This window comes from Thiomonas sp. FB-6 (assembly GCF_000377645.1).
Classification (GTDB): domain Bacteria; phylum Pseudomonadota; class Gammaproteobacteria; order Burkholderiales; family Burkholderiaceae_C; genus Thiomonas_A.
Genome location: NZ_KB898471.1, coordinates 688,504 through 711,956 on the forward strand (window position 1 = coordinate 688,504; position 23,453 = coordinate 711,956).

The 23,453-nt window shown below is 71.5% G+C and carries 23 protein-coding genes; 9 read left to right on the forward strand and 14 right to left on the reverse strand.

All coding sequences use genetic code 11. From position 1 onward, the window contains the following. Positions 1–33: 33 nt before the first annotated feature. The 3 genes from gorA to D466_RS0103260 form a co-directional block, all read right to left on the reverse strand. Positions 34–1,386 carry a glutathione-disulfide reductase gene (gene gorA, locus D466_RS0103250; protein ID WP_018912268.1) on the reverse strand — a complete coding sequence of 451 codons (1,353 nt, stop codon included), beginning with the start codon at positions 1,384–1,386 and terminating at the stop codon, positions 34–36. After that, the gene (locus D466_RS0103255) at positions 1,383–1,748 is read right to left on the reverse strand and encodes a RidA family protein (RefSeq protein ID WP_038164802.1); all 366 of its coding nucleotides are present in this window, start codon (positions 1,746–1,748) and stop codon (positions 1,383–1,385) included. The genes gorA and D466_RS0103255 overlap by 4 nt, the downstream gene beginning before the upstream one ends. 103 nt (positions 1,749–1,851) lie before the next feature. Beyond that, positions 1,852–2,223 (reverse strand): response regulator, encoded by a 372-nt coding sequence (locus D466_RS0103260; RefSeq protein WP_018912270.1) that lies wholly within the window; start codon positions 2,221–2,223, stop codon positions 1,852–1,854. Positions 2,224–2,502: 279 nt separating this feature from the next. On the opposite strand from D466_RS0103260, the gene D466_RS0103265 reads away from it, so the two are divergent. Together D466_RS0103265 and D466_RS0103270 are read left to right on the forward strand one after the other, a co-directional pair. After that, complete coding sequence (locus tag D466_RS0103265) at positions 2,503–3,087, forward strand: ANTAR domain-containing response regulator (protein WP_026284832.1); 585 nt, start codon at positions 2,503–2,505, stop codon at positions 3,085–3,087. Continuing rightward, positions 3,080–4,537, forward strand: coding sequence for a PAS domain-containing protein (locus D466_RS0103270; RefSeq protein WP_018912272.1), 1,458 nt, complete (start codon positions 3,080–3,082; stop codon positions 4,535–4,537). The genes D466_RS0103265 and D466_RS0103270 overlap by 8 nt, the downstream gene beginning before the upstream one ends. An 8-nt stretch (positions 4,538–4,545) precedes the next feature. On the opposite strand, the gene iolG is transcribed toward D466_RS0103270, so the two are convergent. The 6 genes from iolG to D466_RS0103300 form a co-directional block, all read right to left on the reverse strand. Next, positions 4,546–5,541, reverse strand: a complete 996-nt coding sequence (gene iolG / locus D466_RS0103275) for an inositol 2-dehydrogenase (protein ID WP_018912273.1) — start codon at positions 5,539–5,541, stop codon at positions 4,546–4,548. 65 nt (positions 5,542–5,606) lie between these two features. Continuing rightward, positions 5,607–6,470: a MurR/RpiR family transcriptional regulator gene (locus D466_RS0103280; RefSeq protein ID WP_018912274.1), complete on the reverse strand. Its 864-nt coding sequence runs from the start codon at positions 6,468–6,470 to the stop codon at positions 5,607–5,609. Between the two features lie 92 nt (positions 6,471–6,562). After that, on the reverse strand, positions 6,563–7,408 hold the full coding sequence (locus D466_RS0103285) for an SDR family oxidoreductase (RefSeq protein ID WP_018912275.1): 846 nt from the start codon (positions 7,406–7,408) through the stop codon (positions 6,563–6,565). Between the two features lie 35 nt (positions 7,409–7,443). Then, a complete protein-coding gene (locus D466_RS0103290) occupies positions 7,444–8,259 on the reverse strand; it encodes an ATP-binding cassette domain-containing protein (RefSeq protein WP_018912276.1) in 816 nt (271 codons plus the stop codon). A 2-nt stretch (positions 8,260–8,261) separates the two neighbouring features. Next, entirely contained in the window at positions 8,262–9,356 is a 1,095-nt protein-coding gene (locus D466_RS0103295; RefSeq protein ID WP_018912277.1) for an ABC transporter permease, read from the reverse strand. Between the two features lie 65 nt (positions 9,357–9,421). Next, on the reverse strand, positions 9,422–10,387 hold the full coding sequence (locus tag D466_RS0103300; protein ID WP_018912278.1) for a substrate-binding domain-containing protein: 966 nt from the start codon (positions 10,385–10,387) through the stop codon (positions 9,422–9,424). A gap of 195 nt (positions 10,388–10,582) precedes the next feature. Between D466_RS0103300 and iolC the strand changes: the two genes are divergently transcribed. The 4 genes from iolC to iolB are packed head-to-tail and all read left to right on the forward strand — an operon-like array spanning position 10,583 to position 16,203. Further along, complete coding sequence (gene iolC, locus D466_RS20405; protein WP_018912279.1) at positions 10,583–12,541, forward strand: 5-dehydro-2-deoxygluconokinase; 1,959 nt, start codon at positions 10,583–10,585, stop codon at positions 12,539–12,541. Positions 12,542–12,554: 13 nt separating this feature from the next. Then, on the forward strand, positions 12,555–14,411 hold the full coding sequence (iolD, locus tag D466_RS0103310; protein ID WP_026284834.1) for a 3D-(3,5/4)-trihydroxycyclohexane-1,2-dione acylhydrolase (decyclizing): 1,857 nt from the start codon (positions 12,555–12,557) through the stop codon (positions 14,409–14,411). Positions 14,412–14,452: 41 nt separating this feature from the next. Beyond that, a complete protein-coding gene (gene iolE, locus D466_RS0103315; protein WP_026284835.1) occupies positions 14,453–15,388 on the forward strand; it encodes a myo-inosose-2 dehydratase in 936 nt (311 codons plus the stop codon). A gap of 2 nt (positions 15,389–15,390) precedes the next feature. Continuing rightward, on the forward strand, positions 15,391–16,203 hold the full coding sequence (gene iolB / locus D466_RS0103320) for a 5-deoxy-glucuronate isomerase (protein WP_018912282.1): 813 nt from the start codon (positions 15,391–15,393) through the stop codon (positions 16,201–16,203). Here iolB and D466_RS0103325 read toward each other — a convergent pair. Together D466_RS0103325 and D466_RS0103330 are read right to left on the reverse strand one after the other, a co-directional pair. Further along, positions 16,127–16,708: a DUF962 domain-containing protein gene (locus tag D466_RS0103325; RefSeq protein ID WP_018912283.1), complete on the reverse strand. Its 582-nt coding sequence runs from the start codon at positions 16,706–16,708 to the stop codon at positions 16,127–16,129. The two genes, iolB and D466_RS0103325, sit on opposite strands and share 77 nt — an antisense overlap. Next, the gene (locus tag D466_RS0103330; RefSeq protein WP_018912284.1) at positions 16,708–17,730 is read right to left on the reverse strand and encodes a LacI family DNA-binding transcriptional regulator; all 1,023 of its coding nucleotides are present in this window, start codon (positions 17,728–17,730) and stop codon (positions 16,708–16,710) included. The genes D466_RS0103325 and D466_RS0103330 overlap by 1 nt, the downstream gene beginning before the upstream one ends. Positions 17,731–17,877: 147 nt before the next feature. Between D466_RS0103330 and D466_RS0103335 the strand changes: the two genes are divergently transcribed. Further along, a complete protein-coding gene (locus D466_RS0103335) occupies positions 17,878–18,381 on the forward strand; it encodes a gluconokinase (RefSeq protein ID WP_018912285.1) in 504 nt (167 codons plus the stop codon). Between the two features lie 41 nt (positions 18,382–18,422). After that, complete coding sequence (locus tag D466_RS0103340; protein WP_026284837.1) at positions 18,423–19,718, forward strand: MFS transporter; 1,296 nt, start codon at positions 18,423–18,425, stop codon at positions 19,716–19,718. A gap of 72 nt (positions 19,719–19,790) precedes the next feature. Here the strand turns inward: D466_RS0103340 and D466_RS0103345 are convergent, their stop codons facing one another. Next, positions 19,791–20,456, reverse strand: coding sequence for a CoA transferase subunit B (locus D466_RS0103345; protein ID WP_026284838.1), 666 nt, complete (start codon positions 20,454–20,456; stop codon positions 19,791–19,793). 10 nt (positions 20,457–20,466) lie between these two features. Further along, positions 20,467–21,171: a CoA transferase subunit A gene (locus D466_RS0103350; RefSeq protein ID WP_018912288.1), complete on the reverse strand. Its 705-nt coding sequence runs from the start codon at positions 21,169–21,171 to the stop codon at positions 20,467–20,469. Positions 21,172–21,291: 120 nt separating this feature from the next. Between D466_RS0103350 and D466_RS0103355 the strand changes: the two genes are divergently transcribed. After that, positions 21,292–22,206 (forward strand): LysR family transcriptional regulator, encoded by a 915-nt coding sequence (locus D466_RS0103355; RefSeq protein WP_018912289.1) that lies wholly within the window; start codon positions 21,292–21,294, stop codon positions 22,204–22,206. A 4-nt stretch (positions 22,207–22,210) separates the two neighbouring features. On the opposite strand, the gene D466_RS0103360 is transcribed toward D466_RS0103355, so the two are convergent. Further along, the gene (locus D466_RS0103360; RefSeq protein ID WP_018912290.1) at positions 22,211–23,305 is read right to left on the reverse strand and encodes a HoxN/HupN/NixA family nickel/cobalt transporter; all 1,095 of its coding nucleotides are present in this window, start codon (positions 23,303–23,305) and stop codon (positions 22,211–22,213) included. Between the last annotated feature and the right edge of the window lie 148 nt (positions 23,306–23,453).

A 23,453-nucleotide genomic window follows, 5' to 3' on the forward strand; every position in this document is an offset into this window, starting at 1 on the left:
GGCCTGTCCGGGCGCGCGCGGCGCCGCTCATTCTCAGCGCATGGTCACGAATTCTTCCGCGGCGGTCGGGTGGATCGCCACGGTGTCGTCGAAGTCGCGCTTGGTGGCGCCCATCTTCAGAGCCACGGCGAAACCCTGGAGCATTTCGTCCATGCCGTAGCCGATGCCGTGGATGCCCACGATGCGCTGGCGCGGGCCTTCGCACACCAGTTTCATGCGCGCCGGCTGGCGCGCGTGGGTCACCGCGGTGTACATGGCGGTGAAGGAGGACTGGTACACGGTGACCGCGGCATCGCCGAACTCGGCGCGTGCCTCGGCTTCGCTCAGTCCCACCGTGCCGATGGGCGGATGGCTGAACACCACCGTGGGAACGTTGCGGTAGTCCAGGCGTTCGTCGGACTTGCCGTTGAACAGGCGCTCGGAAAGGCGCCGCCCCGCCGCCACCGCCACCGGGGTCAGCGCCAGCCGGCCGGTCACGTCGCCCACCGCATGGATGCCGGGCACGTTGGTGTCCTGGTAGTCGTCCACCGGCACGTGGCCCGCGGAGTCGGTGGCCACGCCGGCGGCCTGCAGGTCCAGCGAGGCGGTGTTGGGATGGCGCCCGATGGCCCAGACGAGGCAGTCGGTGGTGTGGCTGCGCCCGTCCTCCAGCTCCAGTTCCAGGCTGCCGTCGGGGTTGCGGCGCAGCGCCTTGGGCACCGCGTGGGTGTGCAGCTTCGGGCCTTCGGCCCGCATCACCTCGACCAGGGTGCTGCCCAGCATTTCGTCGAAATGGCGCAGCGGCGCATCGTGGCGCACGAACAGGTGAGCCTGCGATCCCAGCGCGTTGAGCACGCCCGCCAGTTCCACGGCGATGTACCCCGCGCCGACGATGGCGGTTCGCCGCGGCAGCTCGCGCAGCGCGAAAAAACCGTCGGAGTCGATGCCGAGCTCGGCACCGGGAATGTCGGGCCGGGCCGGATAGCCGCCGGTGGCGACCAGGATGTGCCCGGCGACGAGACGTTCGCCGTTGACCTCCACGGTACGCGCGTCGACGAAATGCGCGCGCCCGCGGATCAGGTCCACCTTGTTGCGTTCCAGCCCGCCCAGGTAGGAAGCGTGGATGCGCTCGATGTACGCGCCGCGGCTGGCCACCAGCGTGGCCCAGTCCAGCTGCATGGCGCCGGTGTGGAAGCCGTAGCCCGGGCCGTAGCGCTGGATGGCGTCGGCGATCTGCCCGGCATGCCACATGATCTTCTTGGGCACGCAGCCCACGTTGACGCAGGTGCCGCCGATGGGGCCGGCCTCGATCAGCGCGCAGCGCCGCCCGTGCATGGCGGCCCGGTTGGCCGAGGCGATGCCCCCGCTGCCGCCGCCGATCACCACGTAGTCGTAGTCGCGGCTCATCGCAGCTGCTCCTCGACCTGCAGCGCGGTGACCACGACCTCGATGCGCCAGCGCGGGTCGGCCAGCGCCGCCTGCACGGTGGCGCGCGGCGGCGTGGCGCCCGGCACCACCCAGGCATCCCACACCGCGTTCATCGCCGCGATGTCGCCGATGTCGGCGAGGAAGATCTGCACGCTGAGCAGGCGGCTCTTGTCGGAGCCGCATTCGGCCAGCAGGCGCTCGACGTGACCCAGCACCTCGCGGGTCTGCGTGGCGATGTCGGCGTCGGGGTGGTTCTCGGGGACCTGGCCGGCCAGGTGGATCACGCCGTGGGCGATCGCGGCCTCGCTGAGCCGCGGGCCCACGTGGAGTCGTCGGATCATGGTGCTTCGGGGGAGGGGGTCGTGAAGGCAGCGGCCATTGTCTCACCCGGCGCGCATCGCCGCAGGCACGGCGGCGGGCCGCGCCGTGCCCGCCCGGCCGCGTTCACGGGCGCCTGCGCAGCTGCGCATCGACGTATCGGAACAAGCCACGCTGGTCGAAGGGTTTGACCAGGAATCCATCGAACTCGTCCGCGAGCATGCGCGCATACCCCGGGGCCAGCCCGCGCGCAACCAGCGCGTGCACGCGCACGCCGGACATCACGGGCTCGGCCCGCAGGCACCGGAGCGCGCGCAAGACCTCCTCTGCCTGCGCATCGACCCCCATCAACACCAGCCCGGGCCGGTGGCGGCGGGCCAGTCCGGCCGCCTCGCATCCACAGGATCCCTGCGCCACGCGGCGCCCGGCCTGCTCCAGCACGCGCGCCGCGAGCCTTCGGCTCACGCCGTCGCGATCGATCACCAGAATCATCGTCATGCCCTGCCTCCCACCCGGCTGCGCCGCGGGAACGGACGCAGGAGTGCCATGTCGGAGACGGGGGCAGGGTCTCTACGGGGGAATCGCCGGCGCGCGGGCCGGCTTCGACCGTGATGCGGCCAAGGTCTGGGGCCGCGTGGGGCGCGCGAGGCGCAGCCCTACGATATGCGAGAAATGCTATGTGCTTGTATACCAACCGTCAATGCGATGTAATTCGGAGTTCTTTTTCGAAAACCTCACGAAACCCGGCCGGATGGACCGCGCACGGGCTGCATGGCCATGACCCCTCCCCGACTGCTGCTGGTCGACGATGACCGCCTCGTTCTCGCCACCACCGCCGCCGGGCTGAGTCTGCTGGGCTATGAAGCGGCCACGGCCGACGGCGCCGAGCAGGCGCTGCTGCTCAGCGCGGCCGAGCGTTTCGACCTGGCCGTGCTGGACATCCGCCTGCCGGGGCTCTCGGGCGTGGAACTGGCCCACCTGCTGGAGCGCCGCCATGGGCTGCGCAGCCTGTTCCTCAGCGCCTATGGTGAGCGCGAGGAGGTGAACCAGGCCATCCAGCAAGGGGCGCTGGGATACCTGCGCAAGCCGGTGGACGTGCCCCACATGGTGCCGACCATCGAGGCCGCACTGGCACGGGCGCGCGACCTCGACGCGCTGGCCGAAGCCAAGCAGCAACTGCAGCGCGCCCTGTCCGAGCGTCGGCAGACCAGCGTGGCGGTGGGCATTCTCATGGCGCAAAGACGCCTGTCCGAGGCCGCGGCCTTCGAGGCCCTGCGCGGGGAAGCGCGCAAACGGCGGCGCAAGCTCAGCGAATTCTGCGACGAACTGGTGGCTGGCCTGCAACGCCAGGAACATGGCTGAGCTGCCTGGCTCCGGGCGCCCCGCACCGAGCTTCGCGGATGCGCGGCGCGCGAGCGACGCCGAGGAGCGCCGCTTGCGCGCGCTGGTGGCGGCCAGCTCGGATGCCGTGTACGAAATGAACGCCGACTGGTCGGAGATCCGCTTTCTGGACGGACGCGGCTTCGTCGCCGACGCCGTGCTGCCCACGCGGGACTGGATGGAGCGTTACGTGCCCCCCGGCGAGCAGGCCATGGTGCTGCGCCATATCCAGGCCGCCATTCGCGAGCGCGGCCGCTTCGACCTGGAACACCGCCTGATCCGCGAGGATGGCAGCATCGGCTGGGCCCACTCGCGCGCGGTGCCAATCCTGGACGACACGGGCGCTCCCTGCGCCTGGATGGGAGTCGCCATGGACGTGACCGTGCGCAAGGAAGCCGAACTCGAGCTGCGCGCCAGCGAGCAGCGACTGCGCGCGGTCACCGAGCACATGACCGACGGTATTTTCTACCTCGACCGCTCGCACGCCATCCGCTACCTGAACTCCGCCGGCATCGAGTGGCTGCGCGGCGTGCTGGGCCTGCCCGCGCTGCAGGCCGCGCAGGTGCTCGGGCACCGCCTGCGGGACATCGCCGGCGACACCGAGCCGAGCCGCGGCTTGCTCCTGCACGACGAGCAGGCCATGGCCGGCGGCCGCGCCACCAGCGTGGAGGCCATGACCCTCTCGAGTGGCGGTCTGCGCAACCGCGTCACGCTGCGCGTACCCATCCGCGGCGCCGACGGCGAGGTGGTGGGCCTGCTGGGCATCGTGCGCGATCTCACCCAGCGCATGCGCGAGGAGAGCGCGCGCGTGGCGCAGGTGCAGAACCAGCGCGACGTCCTGGTGCGGGAGGTGCACCATCGCATCAAGAACCATCTGCAGGGCATGCTCGGGCTGCTGCGCCTGCACGTGGCGCGAAGGCCCTCCGTGGCCGGCCCGCTGAGCGAGGTCATGGCGCAGGTGCATGCCATCGCGGGCGTCTACGGAATCAGCGGCCCCCCGGACGCCAGGGGGGTGGACCTGGGGCACACCACGGAGCTGGTGGTGCAAGGCGCGGTGGGCGCGGTGCCTCTGCAGTTCGAGAACGCCTGCGGGACCCCTGTGCTCCTGCGCGAGGCCGACGCGGTGCCCATCGCGCTGGTGATCAACGAACTCGTGACCAATGCGGTCAAGCACCTCGCGCCGGCCACCCCCGGCCGCCCGGTGCGGGTGGTGCTGCGGCGCGAGGCCGAGGCCGTGCTGGTGCAGGTGCGCGGCGGCCCGGCTTGCCTTCCGCAAGGCTTCGAGCTCGGCGGGCGCCGAGGTCCGGGCATCGGATTGCAGTTGCTCGGAACGCTGCTGCCCAGCAAGGGGACGAAGCTGCGCATCGAGCAGCACGCCGACGAGGTGCTCGCCGAACTGGAGTTGCGCGAACCCGTGGTGGAACTGCGCTGAGCGGCGGCTCAGAGTTGCACCGCAGCGCCGCTGGCCCAGCTCGCGGCGGCGGCATCGGCCAGCACTTGCGCCTGCACGCCGTCGTCCACCGTGGTGCCGGGCCTGGCACCGCTTTGCACGCACTCGAAGAAGTGGCTGATTTCCGAGCGGTAGGCGGCCGCGTAGCGCTGCAGGAAAAAGTCTTCGGGCTTGTCGGCGCGCACTCCGTCGGGGCCCCAGCGGCTGACGCGGGTGCGGGTTTCGTTGCCGCACTGGAGCATGCCGTGCGAGCCCAGGACCTCGAAACGCTGGTCGTAGCCGTAGGCTGCGCGCCGGCTGGTGTTGATCTGGCACAGCCGCCCCTTGCGGGTGCGGATGGTGACTGCGGTGCTGTCGGCGTCGCCCAGTTCGGCGATGGCCGGGTCGGTCAGCACCGAGCCGCTGGCGCTGAGCCACTGCGCCTCGTCGCCGTCGGCGCACAGCACCCAGCGGAACACGTCGAAGTCGTGGATCAGCATGTCGCGGAAGATTCCGCCCGATTGGCGGATGTAGTCGGCCGGCGGCGCGCCGGGATCGCGGCTGGTGACGATGAGCATCTCGGGCTCGCCGATGTCCCCGCGGCGCAGCTCGGCCACGGCCTGCGCGAAGGTGGGGTCGAAGCGGCGCTGGAAGCCGATCATGCAGGCCACCCCCGCCGCCTGCACGCGGGCCGCGCATTCTCGTGCGCGCCCGGCCGACAGGTCGACCGGCTTTTCGCAGAAGATGTGCTTGCCGGCCTGCGCACTGCGGTGAATCAGGTCGTAATGGGTGGAGGTGGGCGAGGCGATCACGACCGCGTGCACCGCCGGGTCGGCCAGCGCCGCCTCGGGCGTGCTGGCCGCGGCGCCGGTGAGCTGGGCCAGGGCCCGCGCCTGCTCGGGCATCGGGTCGCACACATGCGCCAGGCGCAAGCCCGGCAGCGAGCACAGGTTGGCGGCATGGATGCGGCCGATGCGGCCGGCACCGAACAGGGCGACGTTCTTCATGGTGGTCTCGCGGGATCGGGAAACTGGGATCGGGAAGCCGGGATCGGCGCCGCCGCGCGGCGGGCTCAGGGAGCCGCCGCGGAGGCTCCGCCGTGGGTGAGTTCGAGCCGGTAGGCCACGGCCAGGAACAGGCTCTGCGCCAGGCCCATGGTGCCGCTCAGCGCGCGAAAGCCGAAGGTGGCGTGGTCCTGCACGAGCAGGCAGCTGTCGGCCAGGCGCGCCAGCTCGCCCATGCGGCTGTCGGTGATGGCGATCAGCTTCGCGCCGCGCTGCACCGCCAGTTCGGCGAAGGCGAGGGACTCCGGCGCGTAGGGGGCGAAGGACACGGCGATCACCACGTCGCCGGGTCGCACGGAGCGCACCTGTTCCTGCTGCATGGCGCCCAGGGAGCTGACCAGGCCCACGCGCTTGTCGGTGTGCTGCAGCGCGTAGGTCAGGTAGCTGGCCACGGGGAAGGACCTGCGCACGCCGACCACCCAGACCTGGTCGGTCTCGACCAGCCGGCGCACCGCGCGCTCGAATTCCCCCGCGTCCAGCCCGTCACGCAGCTCCTGCATGGCGGCCATGGAGCCGGTGAGGAAGCCCTGCGCGATCTCCACGCTGGACAGGTCCTTCGCCCCGCCTTCGATGACCTCGCGCAGGCGCAGGTGATACGAGCGCGCCGGAGCGATCTGGCGCGAGATGCCGTCCCGGAACACGGCCTGCATCTGGCTGAAGCCGGAAAAGCCCAGGCGCTTGGCGAAGCGCACCACCGCCGAGGGCTGCACGCCGCAGTGCGCGGCCAGTTCCAGGATGCCGTCCAGGCCGATGCGGTCGCGGTGTTGTTCGACGTAGCGGGCGATGAGCTTCTGCTGCTTGCTCAAGGCATCGAATTCGCCGGCGATGCGGGCGATGACGGCGTCGACGTCCGGCTGGCGGTCGCTGCTCACGGATAGGCCTCCCGATGGCGTGGTGGGGGACTCCGCCTGGGCATGCGAGCCTGCCTCGCCGGGTCCTGCGCGGGGGGCATTATCCATGGGCTTCACAGGGGTGCGGCAGGTTGCGGGGCGCTGTCGTAGCCGCCCCAGACCGACTGGTCGTATTCGATGACCGCGCCGGTCATCAGGCCCGACTCGCCGCTGCACAGGAAGGCCACGGCGCGCGCCACCTCGGCGGGGTCGACCAGGCGCCCGAAGGGCTGCCGCGAGGCCGCCTCGCGCAGCCAGCCGGCATCGGCGCCGTGGAATTCGCGCTGGATACGGTCCTCGCCCTCGGAGGCCATCCAGCCGATGTTCAGCGCGTTGACCCGGATGCGGTTGCGCAGCAGGGAATAGGCGGCGTTGCGCGTGAGCGTGGCCAGCGCTCCCTTGGAGGCGCAGTAGGCCGCCAGAAAGGACTGGCCGGCCAGCGCCGACATGGAGCCGATGTTGACGATGCTGCCTTCGATGGCCTCGCGGCGCATCACCCGCACTGCCTCCTGCATGAGGAAAAAGGGTGCGCGCACGTTGATCGCGAACATGCGGTCGAAGAGTTCCGGGCTGGTGTCGATCAGGCTGCCGCGGTCGGTGATGGCCGCGGCGTTGACCAGCAGGTCCACGCGCCCGAAGCGCCGGTCGGTCCGCGCCACCACCTCGCGGCAGTCCTCCACGCGGGCCAGGTCGGCCGGCACGTACAGCGCCTCCAGCCCGCCGGCCTGCTCCAACTGGCGCTGGCGCTCCAGCCCGCGCTCGCGCTGGCGCCCGCAGAACACCAGGCCGCGCAGGCCGCGCGCGGCGAGCCCATCGCAAATGGCGGCCCCCAGGCCCTGCGTGCCGCCGGTGACCACCGCCACCTGGCCGTCCAGGCGCGAAGGGTCGCGCACGCCCTCCACGGGCTTGGCTTCGTGCATCGGAGATCTCCCGGTCCTGGGTGGATGCCGCGGGCTCAGGCCGCTTCGCCCTGGCGCACGCCGGCCTTGCCCTCGAGCTCGTGGCGCAGCGCGTCGAGCCCGGCGCCGCCGGCCATGTGGAACATGAGCTGCTCCAGCGACAGTTCGCTCCTCGGCGCGTCGAGCTCCACGCTGCCCTGCGCGAGCACCGCGAAATGGTCGCCCACCATGTAGGCGTGGTGGGGGTTGTGGGTGATGAAGATCACCCCTGCTCCCTGCTCGCGCGCGGCGGACAGGACGTAGCGCAGCACGATGCCCGACTGCGTGACCCCGAGCGCGGCCGTGGGTTCGTCCAGGATCAGCACCCGCGCGCCGAAGTGGATGGCGCGGGCGATGGCCACCACCTGGCGCTGACCGCCCGACAGCGTGCCCACCGGACGGTCCAGGTCGGCCACGCGGATGCCCATGCGCTGCAGGGCCTCGCGGGTCTTGTGCTGCATGGCGGCAACGTCCAGCCGGCGCAGCGGTCCGCGCCCGCGGGTGAGTTCCGAGCCCAGGAAGAAATTGCGCCAGATGGGCATCAGCGGGGCCAGCGCCAGGGTCTGGTAGACCGCGGCGATGCCTCGGTCCAGCGCCTCGCGCGGGGAGTTGAACCGCACCTGCTCGCCGTCCACCGTGTAGCTGCCGGCGTCGTGCTGGAACAGGCCGGCGATGATGCTGATCAGCGTGGACTTGCCGGCGCCGTTGTCGCCCAGCACGCAGGTGACCTCGCCCGGGCGCACGGCCAGACTGACGCCGCGCAGCGCCTCGATATGGCCGAAAGTCTTGCCGACGCCGTCGAGGCGCACGATCGGCTCCCTGGTGGCTGCCATGCTCATTCTCCCCGGCTGGACCGGGCGCGTACCCAGTTGTTGAACACGGTGGCGGCGAGCAGCGTCGCGCCGACGAAGAACTTGAACCAGTCGGGGTTCCAGTCGGCGTAGACCACGCCCTGGATGGTCATGCCGAAGATCAGCGCGCCCAGCGCCGAGCCGACGGCCGAGCCGTAGCCGCCTGTCATCAGGCAGCCCCCGACCACCGCGGCGGCGATGTAGACCAGCTCGTTGCCACGGCCCGCGCCCGACTGCACGGTGTCGTAGGTGAACAGCATGTGCATGCCCAGCAGCCATACCGAGAAGCCCACCAGCATGAACAGGACCGTCTTCGTGCGCGCCACCGGCACGCCCACGGCGCGCGCGCTGGCGCTCTGGCCGCCGACCGCCAGGACCCAGTTGCCGAAGCGCGTGCGCAGCAAGGCCCAGGTGCCGGCCGCGATCAGCAGCAGCCAGTAGAGGATGGCGATGCTCAGCTGGGTGTGCCCGATGGTGAGGCTGGAGGCGAACACCCTGTGCGCCGACTCGTAGCCGGGCATCGTGCTGATGTCGGCGGTGGCCACGTTGCCGGTGATCAGCCGGGTCAGCGCGATGTTGGCGCCCTGCAGCATCAGGAAGGTGGCCAGCGTGACCAGGAAGCTGTGCAGCCGGGTGCGCGCCAGCAGGTAGCCGTTGAGCGCGCCGATGCCCAGAGCCAGCACCAGGGAGAAGGCCACGCCGAACCACAGATTGAGCCCGAAGGAGGTGCAGAACATCGACGCGGCCAGCGACGCGGTGGTCACCGCGACGCCGGCGGTGAGGTCGAACTCGCCGCCGATCATGAGCAGCGCCACGGCCACCGCGGGAATGCCCAGCGTGGACGCCTGGTACAGCACGGTGGCCAGCGCCGGCAGTTGGCGCAGCGGCGGCGCCACCGCCCAGAACAGCGCGAACACGAGAATGGTGCCGCCCAGCGCGCCGGCCTCGGGGCGACGCAGCAGCGCCGCCCAGCCAGGGCCGCGGGGCGCCGCGGCCGGGACGGCGGCCGCGGCATTCTGCGCAGCGTTCGGCGCGGCGGAGGTGGCGGGCAACGCCGCCTGTTGCTTGGTCATGGTCATGCGGGGCTCCGCTGAGGCACCGGGCGGCGCGCCGCGCGCGCGCCCCGGTGCCTGGACTTGCACGATCAGCGCGTTCCGCGCTCGGCGTACTTGGCCACGAGGGCGGCGTTCTCCTGGGTCACGAAGGACGGCCCGGTGAGCACCGGCCTGCCCCCGCCGACGGTGTCGCCGTTGGTCAGGTTCAGCCACAGCATGTCGACCGCTTCGTAGCCCTCGACGTAGGGCTGCTGGTCGATCGCCCACTTCAGCTGGGTGCCCTTGGCGATCATGCGGATCGCCGTGGGGCTCATGTCGAAGGTCCCGACCACCGCCTTGCTGCCGGCCATGCCGATGGCGCGTACCGCGGTGACGGCGTAAGGCGCGCCCAGCGTGACCACGTAGTCGATGGCGGGATCCTGCTGCAGCTTGGCAACGATGCGCGACTGCACGTCGGCCATGTTGTTCTCGTTCACGTACAGCACGGCGAACTTGCCGTGGAAGGTCTTCTTGATGCCGTCGCAACGCGCCTCCAGCTGCACCGCGCCCTGCTCCTGGTTGACGCACAGCACGTTCTTCGCGCCTTCGTCGTTCAGGCGGTCGCCCACCGCTTCGCCGGCGACCATTTCATCCTGGCCGGCGTAGCCCAGCAGGCCCATGCTCTTCCACTGGCCGGTGCCGGCGTTGAAGCCGACCACGGGAATGTGGGCGGCCTGCGCCTGCTTGACGGCGGCGCGCATGGCGTCGGGGTGGGCCAGGGTCAGCGCGATGCCGCTGACATGCTGCTGCACCGCGTTGACCACCAGCTGCGCCTGCTTGGAGGCATCGGGGCTGGCCAGGTACAGCAGTCGCACGTGGTCGTTTTTCGCGGCCGCCTCGGCGCCCTTGCGCACGATGTCCCAGAAGGTATCGCCCGGCGCGGCGTGGGTGATGATCGCGATGGTGTATTCGGGGGCCTTGGCGTGGGCCGGCATGCCGAGCCCGACCGCGCCGCAGACCAATGCCAGCGCCGCGGCGAACTTCGCCGTGACCCCGGAACCTTTGTGGATTTGCATTGTCTCTCTCCTCGGTGGCACCGCGTGCGGGGCGAGCGTGCCCGGCATCGCAGGCCGAAGTATGGATCAAACGAGAAAATTTTTTCTACGTAATTTCCCGAAAGGCCGTCTTTTTCTTTGTGGACTAGGCTTGAGCTGGCGATGGTGCTGTCCGCGGGCACCAGCTGCCTCCGAGACCCTGCACTGCGACCCCCGATGAGCACCCTGCCCTTTCCCTCCGACCGCCGTCACGACCTCGCCTGCCTCGGCCGGCTGGCCGTGGACCTGTACTGCGAGCAGTTCGGCGCCCCGCTGGAGGACGCCCGCAGCATGGCCATGTACCTGGGCGGCAGCTCGGCCAACGTGGCCTTCGGCGTGGCCCGGCTGGGCCTGCGCAGCGCCATGATCTCGCGGGTCGGCGACGAACAGATGGGGCGCTTCCTGCTGGGCGCGCTGGCGCGCGAGGGCTGCGACGTCAGCCAGGTGCAGGTGGATCCGCGGCGCCTGAGCGCACTGGTGCTGCTGGGCCTGAAGGACCGCGACACATTCCCCCTGCTGTTCGTGAGGGAGAACTGCGCCGACATGGCCCTCGACGCCGCGGCGGTTTCCGAGGAGTTCATCGCCCAGTGCCGGGCGCTGGCGATCACCGGCACCCACCTGTCCACCGAAACCACGCGGGCCGCCTCGGCCACGGCGCTGCGCCACGCCGGCGCCCACGGCGTGGTGCGCATTCTCGACATCGACTACCGCCCCGTGCTGTGGGGGCTGACCCGCCCGGGCGCGGGCGAGAACCGCTACGTCGCCGACGCCGGGGTGAGCGCGCGCCTGCAGGACATGCTGGGCAGCTTCGAGCTGATCGTGGGCACCGAGGAGGAGTTCATGATCGCCGGCGGCGTGGCCGGCGACCTGCTGGGCAGCCTGCGCCGCGTGCGAGCGCTCACGCCGGCCGTGCTGGTGCTCAAGCGCGGTGCGCTGGGCTGTTGCGTGATCGAGGGCGCGCTGCCCGGCGATCTCGACGCTCTGCCGCTGCATGCGGGCGAGCGCGTGCGCGTGCGCAACGTGCTGGGAGCCGGCGACGCCTTCCTCGCCGGGCTGCTCGGCAGCCTGCTGCGCGGGCAGGACTGGGCGCAGGCGGCCCGCGTGGCCAACGCCTGCGGGGCCATCGTGGTGTCGCGCCACGCCTGTTCGGCGGCCATGCCCACGCCGGCGGAACTGGAGTACTGGTTCTCCTGCGCCCATCACCCGGATGTCGACGGCGACGCCGAGCTCGCGCACCTGCACCGCGTCAGCGTGCCGCGCGCGCGCTGGGAGCAACTGCAGGTGATGGCCTTCGATCACCGCAGCCAGTTCCTCGACCTGGCGCGCGAAGCCGGCGCCGACGAGGCTCGCATCCCGCGGCTCAAGCAGCTGTTGCTGGACGCGGTGGCGCAGGTGGAAGCCCGCCGCGGCCTGCAGGGACGCATCGGCGTGCTCATCGACGGCGGCGAGTACGGAGCCGACGCGCTGGCGCACGCCACCGGCCGCGGCTGGTGGGTGGGGCGCCCGGTGGAGCTCCCGGGGTCCCGCCCGCTGCGCTTCGACGGCACCGCCTCCATCGGCAGCGCGCTGGTCTCCTGGCCGGCCGAACAAGTGGTCAAGTGCCTGGTGCACTACCACCCCGACGACCCGGTGGACCTGCGCCTGGAGCAGGAGGACCGGCTGCTGGAATTGTGGGAGGCCACACGCACGGTGGGCAACGAGCTGCTGCTGGAGGTCATCGCGCCGCGCGACCTGTGCGCGCCCGGCACCGAGGACCAGGCCGTGCTGCGCACGGTGCAGCGCCTGTACAACCTGGGCATCCGCCCCGAGTGGTGGAAGCTGGCGCCGATGCGCGCGGCGGGCTGGCAGGCGCTGGGGCGCCTGCTGGCCGCGCGCGACCCCTATTGCCGCGGCGCGGTGATCCTGGGCCTGAACCAGCCCCTGGCGGAGCTGGCCGCGAGTTTCGCCGAGGCGCGCGATCCCGTGGTCAAGGGCTTCATGGTCGGGCGTACGCTGTGGGCTCGCGAATCCCTGCGATGGCTGCGGGGCGAGATCGACGACGCCGCGCTGGGCTCCACGGTGGCGGAGCATTTCGTCACGCTGGTCGACGCCTGGGCGGCGCGACACGGCGGCGCGCCCGATGCGCCGCGCGCCTGACACGGAGATCGCGATGAGCTACGTACGCATGACCATGGCGCAGGCGCTGGTGCGCCACCTCGCCGCGCTGAAGGTGGAAACGGCCGACGGCAGGGTGCAGCCCTATTGCGCCGGCGTGTTCGCCATCTTCGGCCACGGCAACGTCTGCGGGCTGGGCGAGGCGCTGTGGGAAGGACGCGCCGAGCTGCCCACGCTGCGCGCGCACAACGAGCAGTCCATGGCTCACGCCGCGATCGCCTTCGCCAAGGCCAGCATGCGCCAGCGCATCATGGCGGTGACCACCTCCATCGGCCCCGGCGCCACCAACCTGGCCACGGCCGCGGCGCTGGCCCACGTGAACCGCCTGCCGGTGCTGCTGCTGCCGGGCGACACCTTCGCGTCGCGCAGGCCCGACCCGGTGCTGCAGCAGCTGGAAAGCTTCCATGCCGGCGACCTCAGCGTCAACGACTGCCTGCGTCCGCTCACGCGCTACTTCGACCGCATCACCCGCCCCGAGCAGATCCTCGTCGCGCTGCCCCAGGCCATCGGCGCCATGACCGACCCGGCCAACTGCGGCCCGGCCTGCCTGGCGCTGTGCCAGGACGTGCAGACCCAGGCCTTCGACTGCCCGGAGCGTTTCCTGCACCCGCCGACCCTGCGCCTGCGGCGAGCGCCGGCCGATGCCGGCGAGCTCGAGCGCGCCACGCGCCTGCTGCGCCGCGCCGAACGCCCGCTGATCCTCGCCGGCGGCGGCGTGCTGTACAGCCACGCGGGCGAGCGCCTGCGCGCTTTCGCCGAGGCCCACGGCATCCCGGTGGCGGAGACCCACGGCGGCAAGAGCTCGCTGCCCTGGGACCATCCGCTCAACGTGGGCGCGATCGGCGTGGACGGCGCGCCCGCGGCCAACGCGCTGGCCGAGGAGGCCGACCTGGTGTTCGCCGTCGGCACGCGCCTGCAGGACTTCACCACCGGCTCGCACGCCTTGTACCCGGGGGCCGAACTGCTGGGCCTGAACGTGCAGGCCTTCGACGCCGCGAAATGGCACGGCCACGCCCTGGTGGCCGACGCGCGCACCGCGCTGGAGCAGCTCGAGCCCGGCCTGCAGGGCTGGCGCGCCGACCCGGAATGGTCGCGCCGCACCCACGGCCTGTCGGCCGACTGGGTGCGCCGGGTCGACGAGCTGACCACGGCGCGCCTGGTCGGCACCCTGCCCTACGACGCCGAGGTGATCGGCGGGGTGCGCGACTCGGCGCCCGACAGCCCCGCCGGCGACGTGGTGGTGTGCGCCGCCGGCACGCTGCCGGCCGAACTGCACAAGCTCTGGCGCGCCTCGCGTCCCGGCAACTACCACGTCGAGTACGGCTACTCCTGCATGGGCTACGAGATCGCCGGCGGCCTGGGGGTCAAGCTGGCGCGCCCCGAGCAGGAAGTGGTGGTGATGGTGGGCGACGGTTCCTACCTGATGCTCAATTCCGAGCTGGCCACCTCGGTCATGCTCGGGCGCAAGCTGATCGTGGTGGTGCTGGACAACCGGGGCTTCGGCTGCATCGAGCGCCTGCAGGCCAGTTGCGGCTACCCCAGTTTCAACAACCTGCTCGACGCCTGCGTGCCCGAGGGCGGCAGCCCGGTGCGCATCGATCTGGCCCTGCACGCGCGCAGCCTGGGGGCCGAGGCGGTGCATGTGCGCAACCTGGAGGAGTTCGGCGCCGCGATGCGCGAGGCGCGCGGGCGCGAGCGCACCCAGGTCATCGTCATCGACACCACGCATGCGCGGGTGACGGCCGACGGCGGCTGCTGGTGGGACGTGGCGATGCCGGAGCTTTCCTCCTGCGCCGAGGTGCGCCAGGCCCATGCGCGCTACGAACTGGCGCGCCAGATGCAGTGCCCCTGAACTCCCTGGCTCCCTCCACCCTTCCCACAGCCTCCGGCGCCATGACCTGGAACGTACGCATCGGCATCAACCCCATCGGCTGGATGAACGACGACCTGCCCTCGCTGGGCGGCGACACGCCGCTGGACACCGCGCTGGCCGAGGGACGGGCCATCGGCTACGCCGGCTTCGAGCTGGGCAACAAGTTCCCCTCCGACCCCGCCGAGCTCAAGGAACGGCTCGGGCGCTTCGGCCTGGCCTGCGTGTCCGGCTGGTATTCGGGCTTCCTGGCCGAGGCGCTGGATGCGCCCGACGGCGACGCCGCCGTCGAGCGCGAGGTGCAGCGCTGCGTCGCGCACATGCGCAAGCTGCGCCACAACGGCTGCGAGGTCGTGGTCTACGGCGAGTGCGCCGGCACCGTCCAGGGGCGCATGGACACCCCGGTGTCGCGCCGCCCGCAACTGCGCGGCGAGCCGGCCTGGCGGGAATACGCCCGGCGCCTCGACGCCTTCGGCCAGCACCTGCTGCAAGCCTACGGGCTGCGCCTGGCCTACCACCACCACATGGGCGCCTGCGTCGAGTCGCCGCAGGACGTGGACCGGCTGATGGAACTCACCGATCCCGGCAAGGTGTTCCTGCTGTTCGACACCGGACACGCCTATTTCGGCGGAGCGGCGCGGCCGGAGGAACTGCTGCGGCGCCACGTGCACCGGGTCGCCCACGTGCATTGCAAGGACGTGCGCCCGCAGGTCGTCGCCAAGGCACGCAACGAGTCCTGGAGCTTTCTGCGCGGCGTGCTGGCGGGCACGTTCACGGTGCCGGGAGACGGCGCCATCGATTTCGCAGCCGTGCTGCGCACGCTGTCGGGTGCCGGCTACACCGGCTGGCTGGTGGTGGAGGCCGAGCAGGACCCGGCCGTGGCACCCAGCGAGCCCTATGCCCGCAAGGGCTTCGAAACCCTGCGCGCCCTGGTCGATGAACTGGGCGCGGGAGCCTGAACATGGTCAGTCCGCTGCTCATCAAGGCCGCGCCGCTAGGGCGCGAGATCGTCACCGTGACGCCCGAGAGCGCCGGCTGGGACTACGTGGGCTTCCAGGCCATCCGGCTGCCGGCCGGGCAGGCGCAAGAGCTTTCCACCGGGCAGCGCGAGCTGTGCCTGGTGGTGCTCACCGGCTGCGTCGACGTGGAGCTGGACGGCACCCGCCATGCCGGGCTGGGCCGGCGCGACAGCGTGTTCGAGCCGGTGGCGCCGGCCGCCGTCTACGTGCCCCCCGGACGCACGCTGCGCGTGCAGGCGCTGCGGGACGCCGAGCTGGCGCTGTGCAGCGCCCCGGGCGACGGACGCGAGCGCCCGGTGCGCCTGATCGACCCCGAAGGCATGCGTGCCGGCACCCGCGGGCAGGGCACGAACCTGCGCCACGTGCGCGACATCCTGCCCCACGACGACCCGGGCGCCGCGCACTTGCTGGTGGTGGAGGTGATCACCCCGGCCGGCCACTCGTCGAGCTACCCGCCGCACAAGCACGACGACGAGCGTCCGCCGCTGGAGACCCGGCTGGAGGAGACCTACTACCACCGCCTGGATCCCCCGCAGGGCTTCGCCTTCCAGCGGGTATACACCGACGACCGCAGCCTCGACGAAGCCTGCGCCGTGGAGAACCACGACGTCGTGCTGGTGCCGCGGGGCTACCACCCGGTGGTGGCGCCGCACGGCTACCGGCTGTACTACCTCAACGTCATGGCCGGCCCGAACCGCCTGTGGGTGTTCCGCAACGATCCGGCGCACGAGTGGATGCTGCAAGCCCCGCATTGAAGCCCGCGCGCAGGCGCTCGGCCTCGGCGTCCACCGCGGCGCGCAGCGCCTTGCGCAGCCCGAGCAGGAAGGCCGCCTCGGCCACCACGAACAAGGGCCCGACCAGCAGGCCCCCCAGATCGTCGACGAAGGCGGGCTTGCGCCCTTCCCAGGCGTGGCCGACGAACTGGAACACCCAGCCGAGCACGAAGGCGCCGATGCCCAGCGCCAGCCAGCCGGCGGTGGGCAGGGCCGCGGCCCAGGCGCCTGCGCGCAGCGCCAGTGCGAAGCACAGGCTCATCGCCAGGCCCAGGCGCAGATCCAGCAGCAGGTAGAACACGCAGGCCGCCGCCGCCACCGGCAGCGCCGGCGTGAAGCCGAAGCCGCCCAGTTCCCATTCGGGGCGCGACAACAAGGCGCATAGCGCCAGCACGATCAGCGGAATGCCCACGAAGTGGGTGGCCACGTTGCGCGCATCGCGGTGGTAGGACGCGTACCGCGCCAGTTGCCGCTGCAGGGTGCTCATCAGGCACTCTCCCGGATGACCAGCTCGAATCCCAGATCCACGCTGGGCTGCGCCACCGGCTCGCCGCGAATCGATGCGAGCATCATGTCGGCGGCCGCCAGGCCCATCTCGCGCCGCCGCGTGCGCACGGTGGTCAGCGCCGGCAGCATCTGCGGGCTGCCGGGCAGGTCGTTGAAACCGGCCACCGCCAGGCGCGAGGGCACAGCCACGCCCAGGCGAAGCGCCTTGAGCAGGGCCCCCTGTGCGAGGTCGTCGTTGCAGAAAAAGATGGCGTCGACCTCGGGGTGCCGCTGCAGCCCCTGCTCCAGCAGCACGCCGCCGAGCTCGATGGACGAGGGGGCGGGGCTCAGCCATTCCAGCGCGGGGTCGTACAAGCCGGCCGCGCGCAGGGCCTGGCGGTAGCCCTCGGCACGCTGAAGCACCCGCGGGTCGAGCTGCGCCGCGGCGTAGGCGATGCGCCGGCGCCCGCTGCGCAGCAGGTGCTCGGTGAGGGCACGGCCCGCGGCGGCCTGCGAGAAGCCCACGCTGTGGATGCCCGGCGCGGAGGTCAGCTCCATCAGGTGCACCGTGGGCACGCCGCTGTCCTGGATCAGGCGACGGGCCGTCTCGGTGCGGTCGAAGCCGGTGACCAGCAAGCCGGCGGGGCGGTGGGGCAGGAAGCTGCGCAGCAGCTGTTCCTCCTCGGCCGCGTCGTAGTGGGTCACGCCGATCAGGGTCTGGAAACCGGCCGGCAGCAGCGTGCGCTGCACCGCGTCGAGCACGTCGACGAACAGGGTGTTGGACAGCAGCGGAACCAGCACCGCGACCTGGGTGCTGCGGCTGGAGGCCAGCGCGCGCGCCGCCGGATCGGGCACGTAGCCCAGGCGCTGCGCGGCCGCGAGGCTGCGCTCGACCAGCTCGGCATGCACGCCGCGGGTCCCGCGCAGCGCCCGCGAGGCGGTGATGGGGCTGACGCCGGCCTCGCGGGCGACATCCTGCAGGGTGACCCGGCCGCTGGCCCGGGAGGAGCGCGATGAACTCATGATGCCGATAACCCTAATACAAATCCGGTACCCGCGACGTAGGATAGCGCTATCCCACGAGTTCCACCGCCATTTCGTGCGGCAGAGCCCTCGTTGCAAGGCCTCACGACCCGGGAAGCCTTCCACCCGGAAATGACAGCGCTACCCATGCTCGCCAAATTGATCATCATGGGAGTTGCCGGCTGCGGCAAATCCAGCCTGGGCGCCGCGCTCGCGCAGTCTCTCGGCCTGCCGCTGGTCGAGGGCGACGATTTCCACGGCGCAGTCAACAAGGACAAGATGCACCGCGGCGTGCCCCTGGACGACGCCGACCGCGCCAGCTGGCTGGACCGGCTGGGCGAGGAACTGCGTCGCCACGAACGCGGCGCCGTGCTCACCTGTTCGGCGCTGAAGCGGGCCTACCGCGAGCGCTTGCGCCGCGCCGAGCCGGGCCTGCGTTTCATCTATCTGCGCATCGACCCCGAGCTGGCCTACCAGCGGGTCAGCGCGCGCCAGGGCGGGCATTTCTTCCAGCCCAGCCTGGTGGCCAGCCAATTCGCCACGCTGGAGCCGCCCGAGGGCGAAGCCGGCGTGTTCACCGTGGATGCGATCCTCGGCACGCCCGAACAGGCGCGCGCCGTGATGGACTGGATCGCCTCCGAATCGCCCTGACGGCCACGCACCGCCACGGCCCGCACCCCAGGAGACACCCCATGAGCACTCCACCCCACAGTCCTCTGCCCAGGCGGCGCTGGATGATCGGCGCCCTGCTCGGCGTCGGCATCCTGATCAACTACCTCGACCGCATCAGCCTGTCGGTGGCGGCACCGCAACTGCGCACCGAATTCCACCTGTCGCCGGCCGAGGTCGGCCTGTTCCTCAGCGCCTTCTTCTGGTCCTACTCGCTGCTGCAGGTGCCCGCGGGCATGCTGCTGGACCGCCTGGGGCCCAAGCCCATCGGGCGCTGGGGCGCGTTGCTGTGGAGCGCGGCCTCGCTGCTCACCGCCGTGGCCGGGGGCTTCGGGGGGATTTTCGCCGCGCGGGTGCTGCTGGGCGTGGCCGAGGCGCCCGCCTTCCCGGCCTGCGCCAAGGCCACCGGCTACTGGTTCCCGCGCCGCGAGCGCGCGCTGGCCACCGCCCTGTTCGACGCCGCGGCCAAGTTCTCCAACGTGATCGGCGTGCCGCTGGTGGCCTGGGTGGTGGTGGTCTTCGGCTGGCGCTGGGGCTTCGGAGTCACCGCGGCCCTGAGCTTCGCCTACTTCGCCGCCTACTGGGCGCTGTACCGCGACCCCGGCGCGGACCCGCGCCTGAGCGCGGCCGAGCGCCGCTACATCGTCGAGGGCGGCGCCGCCTCCGAGGGTGCGGCACCCGCCGGCGCGCTCAACATGCTCGGCTACCTGCTGAGCCGCGCCAAGGTCTGGGGCCTGACCATCGGCTTCGCCGCCTACGGCTATTCCTTCTACCTGTTCCTGACCTGGCTGCCCAGCTACCTGGTGCAGGCCATGCACATGGACATCCTGCGCTCGGCCGAATACACCGCCATCCCCTGGCTGGTGGCCACCTGCGCCGACCTGCTGGTGGGCGGCTGGCTGATCGATCGCCTGGTGGGCAGCGGGCACGACGAATCGCGCGTGCGCAAGAGCGTGCTCATCGCCGGCATGGTGCTGGGCCTGGCGGTGTTCGGCGCCACGCAGACCACCAGCCCGGGCTGGGCCATCGCCTGGATCTCCATCGCGCTCGGGGGCCTGGCCGCGGCGGCGCCGGTGGGCTGGTCGCTGCCTTCGCTGATCGCCCCCAAGGGCGGCGTCGGCACCGTGGGCGGGATCATGAACTTCGTGAACAACCTGATGGGCGCGGCCGCGCCCATCGTCACCGGCATCATCGTCGGCAGCACCAACTCCTTCGGCAACGCCTTCGTCGTGGCCGGGGTGATCCTGCTGGTCGGCATCGCCGCCTTCGTGTTCCTGCTCGGGCGCATCGAGCCGGTCCCGGAGCCGGGCCGGCGCTGACCCGCCCGACGCACGCCGCGGCCCTCGCCGGCCGTGGCGGCCCGGGCTCGCCCGAGCCGCCCGGCGCAGGCCTCAGGCCGGATCGACCTGCATCTCCGGCACTTCCGACGGCACGATCAGGCGGCCGGCCGTCCTGGCGACGATTTCGTCCACCGGGACGCCCGGTGCGCGTTCCTTGAGCACGAAGGCGCCGTTGTCGATCTCCAGGTAGGCCAGGTCGGTGAGCACGCGGCGGATGCAGCCGGCGCCGGTCAGCGGCAGCGAGCAGCGCGGCAGCAGCTTGGATTCGCCGTTCTTCGACGCGTGGGTCATGACCACGATGATGTTGGCCGCACCGGCCACCAGGTCCATCGCGCCGCCCATGCCCTTGACCAGCTTGCCGGGGATCATCCACGAGGCGATGTTGCCCTCGACGTCGACCTCGAAGGCGCCCAGCACGGTCAGGTCCACGTGGCCGCCGCGGATCATCGCGAAGGAATCCGCCGAATCGAAGATGGCGGCGCCGCGGCGCGCGGTGACCGTCTGCTTGCCGGCGTTGATCATGTCGGCGTCGACATCGGCCTCGGTCGGAAAGGGCCCCATGCCCAGCAGCCCGTTCTCGGACTGCAGCATCACGTCGATGCCGGGCGGAACGTAATTGGCCACCAGCGTGGGAATGCCGATGCCCAGGTTGACGTAGTAGCCGTCGCGCAGTTCGCGCGCGACGCGCTGGGCCATTTGTTCTCGGGTCAGGCTCATGGAGGTTTCCTCAGGCGGCGCGGCGCACGGTGCGCTGCTCGATGCGCTTCTCGAAAGTACCCTGGATCACGCGGTCCACGTAGATGCCAGGGGTGTGGACCTGCGCGGGGTCGAGCTCGCCGGGCTCGACGATCTCCTCCACCTCGACCACGGTGATGCGCCCGGCGGTGGCCGCCAGCGGGTTGAAGTTGCGCGCGGTGTGGCGGTAGATCACGTTGCCGAAGTGGTCCGCCTTCCAGCCCTTGACGATGGCGAAGTCGCCGGTGATCGAGGGCTCGAGGATGTAGTTGCGATCGCCGAACTGGCGCACTTCCTTGCCCTCGGCCACGGGCGTGCCGTAGCCGGTGGCCGTGAAGAAGGCCGGGATGCCGGCACCGCCGGCGCGCAGCTTCTCGGCCAGCGTGCCCTGCGGGGTCAGCTCGACCTCGATCTCGCCGGCCAGCAGCTGTTTCTCGAACAGCGCGTTCTCGCCCACGTAGGAGGCGATGACCTTGCGGATCTGGCGCTGCTCGAGCAGTACGCCGAGGCCGAAGCCGTCGACTCCGCAGTTGTTCGAGACCACCGTCAGGCCGCGCGTGCCGCGGCGATGGATCTCTGCGATCAGGTTCTCCGGGATGCCGCACAGCCCGAAGCCGCCGGCGATCACGGTCATGCCGTCGGCCAGGCCGTCCAGCGCCTGGGCGTAGCTTTGCACGCGTTTGTCGAGTCCGCTCATCCGATCTCCGCTGGGTGGTTGCCCGGCGCTGCGCCGGGGTGGAAGCCTCTATGGTCGCGCAGGGCCAAGGATTTGTGAAATTGGAATTTTACGACCATCGTTTGATAAACTAAATCGATCGTGACCCTGAAACAGCTTCGGGCCTTCCTGGCGGTCGCGCAGACCCTGAGCTTCGTGCAGGCCTGTGAGCGCGTGCACCTGTCCCAGCCGGCGCTGAGCCTGGCCATCAAGGCGCTGGAGACCTCGCTGGGCGGCGCGCTGTTCGTGCGCAGCAGCCGCAACGTGCAGCTGACCCCGGAGGGCGAGGTGCTGCTGGCCCTGGCGCCGCGCCTGATCGCCGATTGGGACGACGCGCGCGAACGCATGCGGCGCCACTTCGCGCTGGACATCGGGCGCGTGGAAGTCGCGGTCATCCCCTCCTTCGCCTGCAACCTGCTGCCGCGCGCGCTCGCGCGCTTCGTCGAGCGCCATCCGCGCATCGACGTGGCCATCCACGACGTGATCAACGAACGGGTGCTGGACATGGTGCGCGGCGGGCAGGTCGAACTGGGCATCGCCTTCGAACCCATGCAGCTCGAGCGCCTGCAGTTCCAGGCCTTTCACACCGACCGCTTCGTCGCGGTCGTGCCGCAAGGCAGCGAGCTGGCCTCGGCCGCGCGCATCGGCTGGGACAGCCTGCTGCGCGAGCGCTTCATCGCCTTGCAACGCCCCTCCGCGGTGCGCGCGCTGCTCGAACAGGTGCTGGCCGCGCACCAAAAGGAGTTGCGCGTGGCCTTCGAATGCCACCAGCTCGCCACCGTGGGGCGCATGGTGGCGCAGGGCCTGGGGGTCAGCGCCGTGCCCGGCTTTTGCATGGAGCAGATGGCCGAGCTGGGCGCCTGTTGCCGCCCGCTGGTGGCGCCTCAGGTGCAGCGGCGCATCGGCCTGCTGCGGCGCACCGACCGCCAGTTGTCCACCGCCGCGCAGGCCTTGTGCGACCTGCTGCTGCGCGTCGAGGACTGGGGGCCGGCGGCAGCCGCCGCCCCGGCCGCCTGAGCCCTCACCCGCGCGGCGCCGCGGCCACGCCCCTGCGCGCGGCGCGGCGCCACGCCAGCAACGAGGCGATCCAGGCCAGCGCGAACAGCCCCACGATGGCATAGCCGAGCTTGTCGATCCCGAGCCCGGACAGGCCTTCGACGCCGGCGCCATGCAGCCCCAGCCGGCCGACCAGCACCTGCAGCAGCTCGACCGAGCCGATTCCCAGCGCCACGGCCACCGACAGCGAGGTGGTGCCCAGGTTGTAGGCCAGGCGCCGCACCGGATCGAGCAGCGCCCAGCGATAGGCGCGGCTCATCATGACCCCGTCGGCGGTATCCGCCAGGGACATGCCGGCGGTGAACAGCACCGGCAGCGCCAGCACCCCGGCCAGGGGCGAGCTGCCGGCCGCCGCGCCTGCCGTCAAGGCCAGCAGCGCGATTTCCGAGGCGGTGTCGAAGCCCAGGCCGAACAGCAGGCCGATGGGGTAGAGCTGCCAGCTGTGCTCGACCATGCGGCTCAGGCGCCCGCCGAAGCAGCGGTTGAGCAGGCCCCGGCCCGCCAGCACGGACTCCAGATGCGCGTGGGCGTGCCCGTGGGCATGGGCGTGGGCCTGGCCCCGCTCGGGACCGGCCCCGTGCAGGCGCCACAGCCGCAGCAGGTCCAGCAACACCCCCAGGTTGAGCAGCCCAACGATCCACAGGAACACCCCCGACACCACGGCTCCGATCAGCCCGCCCAGGTTTTCCAGGCCGGGCAGGTGGCGCCTGACCAGGGTCGCCGCGAAGGCCGCGAGCAGGGCCAGCGCGAACACCACCGAGGAATGGCCGAGGGAGAAGAAGAATCCGGCCCCCAGCGCGGGGCGTCCTTTTTGCACCAGCAGTCGCACGGTGTCGTCCACCGCGGCGATGTGATCGGCATCGAAGGCATGGCGCAGCCCGAACAGGTAGGCCGACACCCCCAGGCCCGTCAGCGCCGGATGCGCCCCGGCCTGGGCCAGGCACAGGCCCCAGCCGAGCAGGTGCAGGGCCGCGACGGCCGCCGCGTACGCGCCCAGCGCGCGGCGCTCCGAGGCGGCGCGGGTCGCGCGGGAAGGCTTGCGGATGTCGGGCAAGTCCATGGAGGGAACGCGGCGGGGAAGTCGACGTGCGCGAAGCGCGGGATCGGGGCCCCGACGTCATACAAGTTCCATGCCACATGAGGCGCCCACGGCGAATCGCGCGTTGTGCTGGCGCAGGTTCCCGGCCGGCGGGCCAGCGCTCGATCAG

Bases quoted from the DNA above. Each gene is read 5' to 3' on its own strand.
- gorA (WP_018912268.1), bottom strand. From the start codon at position 1,386: ATGAGCCGCGACTACGACTACGTGGTGATCGGCGGCGGCAGCGGGGGC.
- D466_RS0103255 (WP_038164802.1), bottom strand. From the start codon at position 1,748: ATGATCCGACGACTCCACGTGGGCCCGCGGCTCAGCGAGGCCGCGATC.
- D466_RS0103260 (WP_018912270.1), bottom strand. From the start codon at position 2,223: ATGACGATGATTCTGGTGATCGATCGCGACGGCGTGAGCCGAAGGCTC.
- D466_RS0103265 (WP_026284832.1), top strand. From the start codon at position 2,503: ATGACCCCTCCCCGACTGCTGCTGGTCGACGATGACCGCCTCGTTCTC.
- D466_RS0103270 (WP_018912272.1), top strand. From the start codon at position 3,080: ATGGCTGAGCTGCCTGGCTCCGGGCGCCCCGCACCGAGCTTCGCGGAT.
- iolG (WP_018912273.1), bottom strand. From the start codon at position 5,541: ATGAAGAACGTCGCCCTGTTCGGTGCCGGCCGCATCGGCCGCATCCAT.
- D466_RS0103285 (WP_018912275.1), bottom strand. From the start codon at position 7,408: ATGCACGAAGCCAAGCCCGTGGAGGGCGTGCGCGACCCTTCGCGCCTG.
- D466_RS0103290 (WP_018912276.1), bottom strand. From the start codon at position 8,259: ATGGCAGCCACCAGGGAGCCGATCGTGCGCCTCGACGGCGTCGGCAAG.
- D466_RS0103295 (WP_018912277.1), bottom strand. From the start codon at position 9,356: ATGACCATGACCAAGCAACAGGCGGCGTTGCCCGCCACCTCCGCCGCG.
- D466_RS0103300 (WP_018912278.1), bottom strand. From the start codon at position 10,387: ATGCAAATCCACAAAGGTTCCGGGGTCACGGCGAAGTTCGCCGCGGCG.
- iolC (WP_018912279.1), top strand. From the start codon at position 10,583: ATGAGCACCCTGCCCTTTCCCTCCGACCGCCGTCACGACCTCGCCTGC.
- iolD (WP_026284834.1), top strand. From the start codon at position 12,555: ATGAGCTACGTACGCATGACCATGGCGCAGGCGCTGGTGCGCCACCTC.
- iolE (WP_026284835.1), top strand. From the start codon at position 14,453: ATGACCTGGAACGTACGCATCGGCATCAACCCCATCGGCTGGATGAAC.
- iolB (WP_018912282.1), top strand. From the start codon at position 15,391: ATGGTCAGTCCGCTGCTCATCAAGGCCGCGCCGCTAGGGCGCGAGATC.
- D466_RS0103325 (WP_018912283.1), bottom strand. From the start codon at position 16,708: ATGAGCACCCTGCAGCGGCAACTGGCGCGGTACGCGTCCTACCACCGC.
- D466_RS0103330 (WP_018912284.1), bottom strand. From the start codon at position 17,730: ATGAGTTCATCGCGCTCCTCCCGGGCCAGCGGCCGGGTCACCCTGCAG.
- D466_RS0103335 (WP_018912285.1), top strand. From the start codon at position 17,878: ATGCTCGCCAAATTGATCATCATGGGAGTTGCCGGCTGCGGCAAATCC.
- D466_RS0103340 (WP_026284837.1), top strand. From the start codon at position 18,423: ATGAGCACTCCACCCCACAGTCCTCTGCCCAGGCGGCGCTGGATGATC.
- D466_RS0103345 (WP_026284838.1), bottom strand. From the start codon at position 20,456: ATGAGCCTGACCCGAGAACAAATGGCCCAGCGCGTCGCGCGCGAACTG.
- D466_RS0103350 (WP_018912288.1), bottom strand. From the start codon at position 21,171: ATGAGCGGACTCGACAAACGCGTGCAAAGCTACGCCCAGGCGCTGGAC.
- D466_RS0103360 (WP_018912290.1), bottom strand. From the start codon at position 23,305: ATGGACTTGCCCGACATCCGCAAGCCTTCCCGCGCGACCCGCGCCGCC.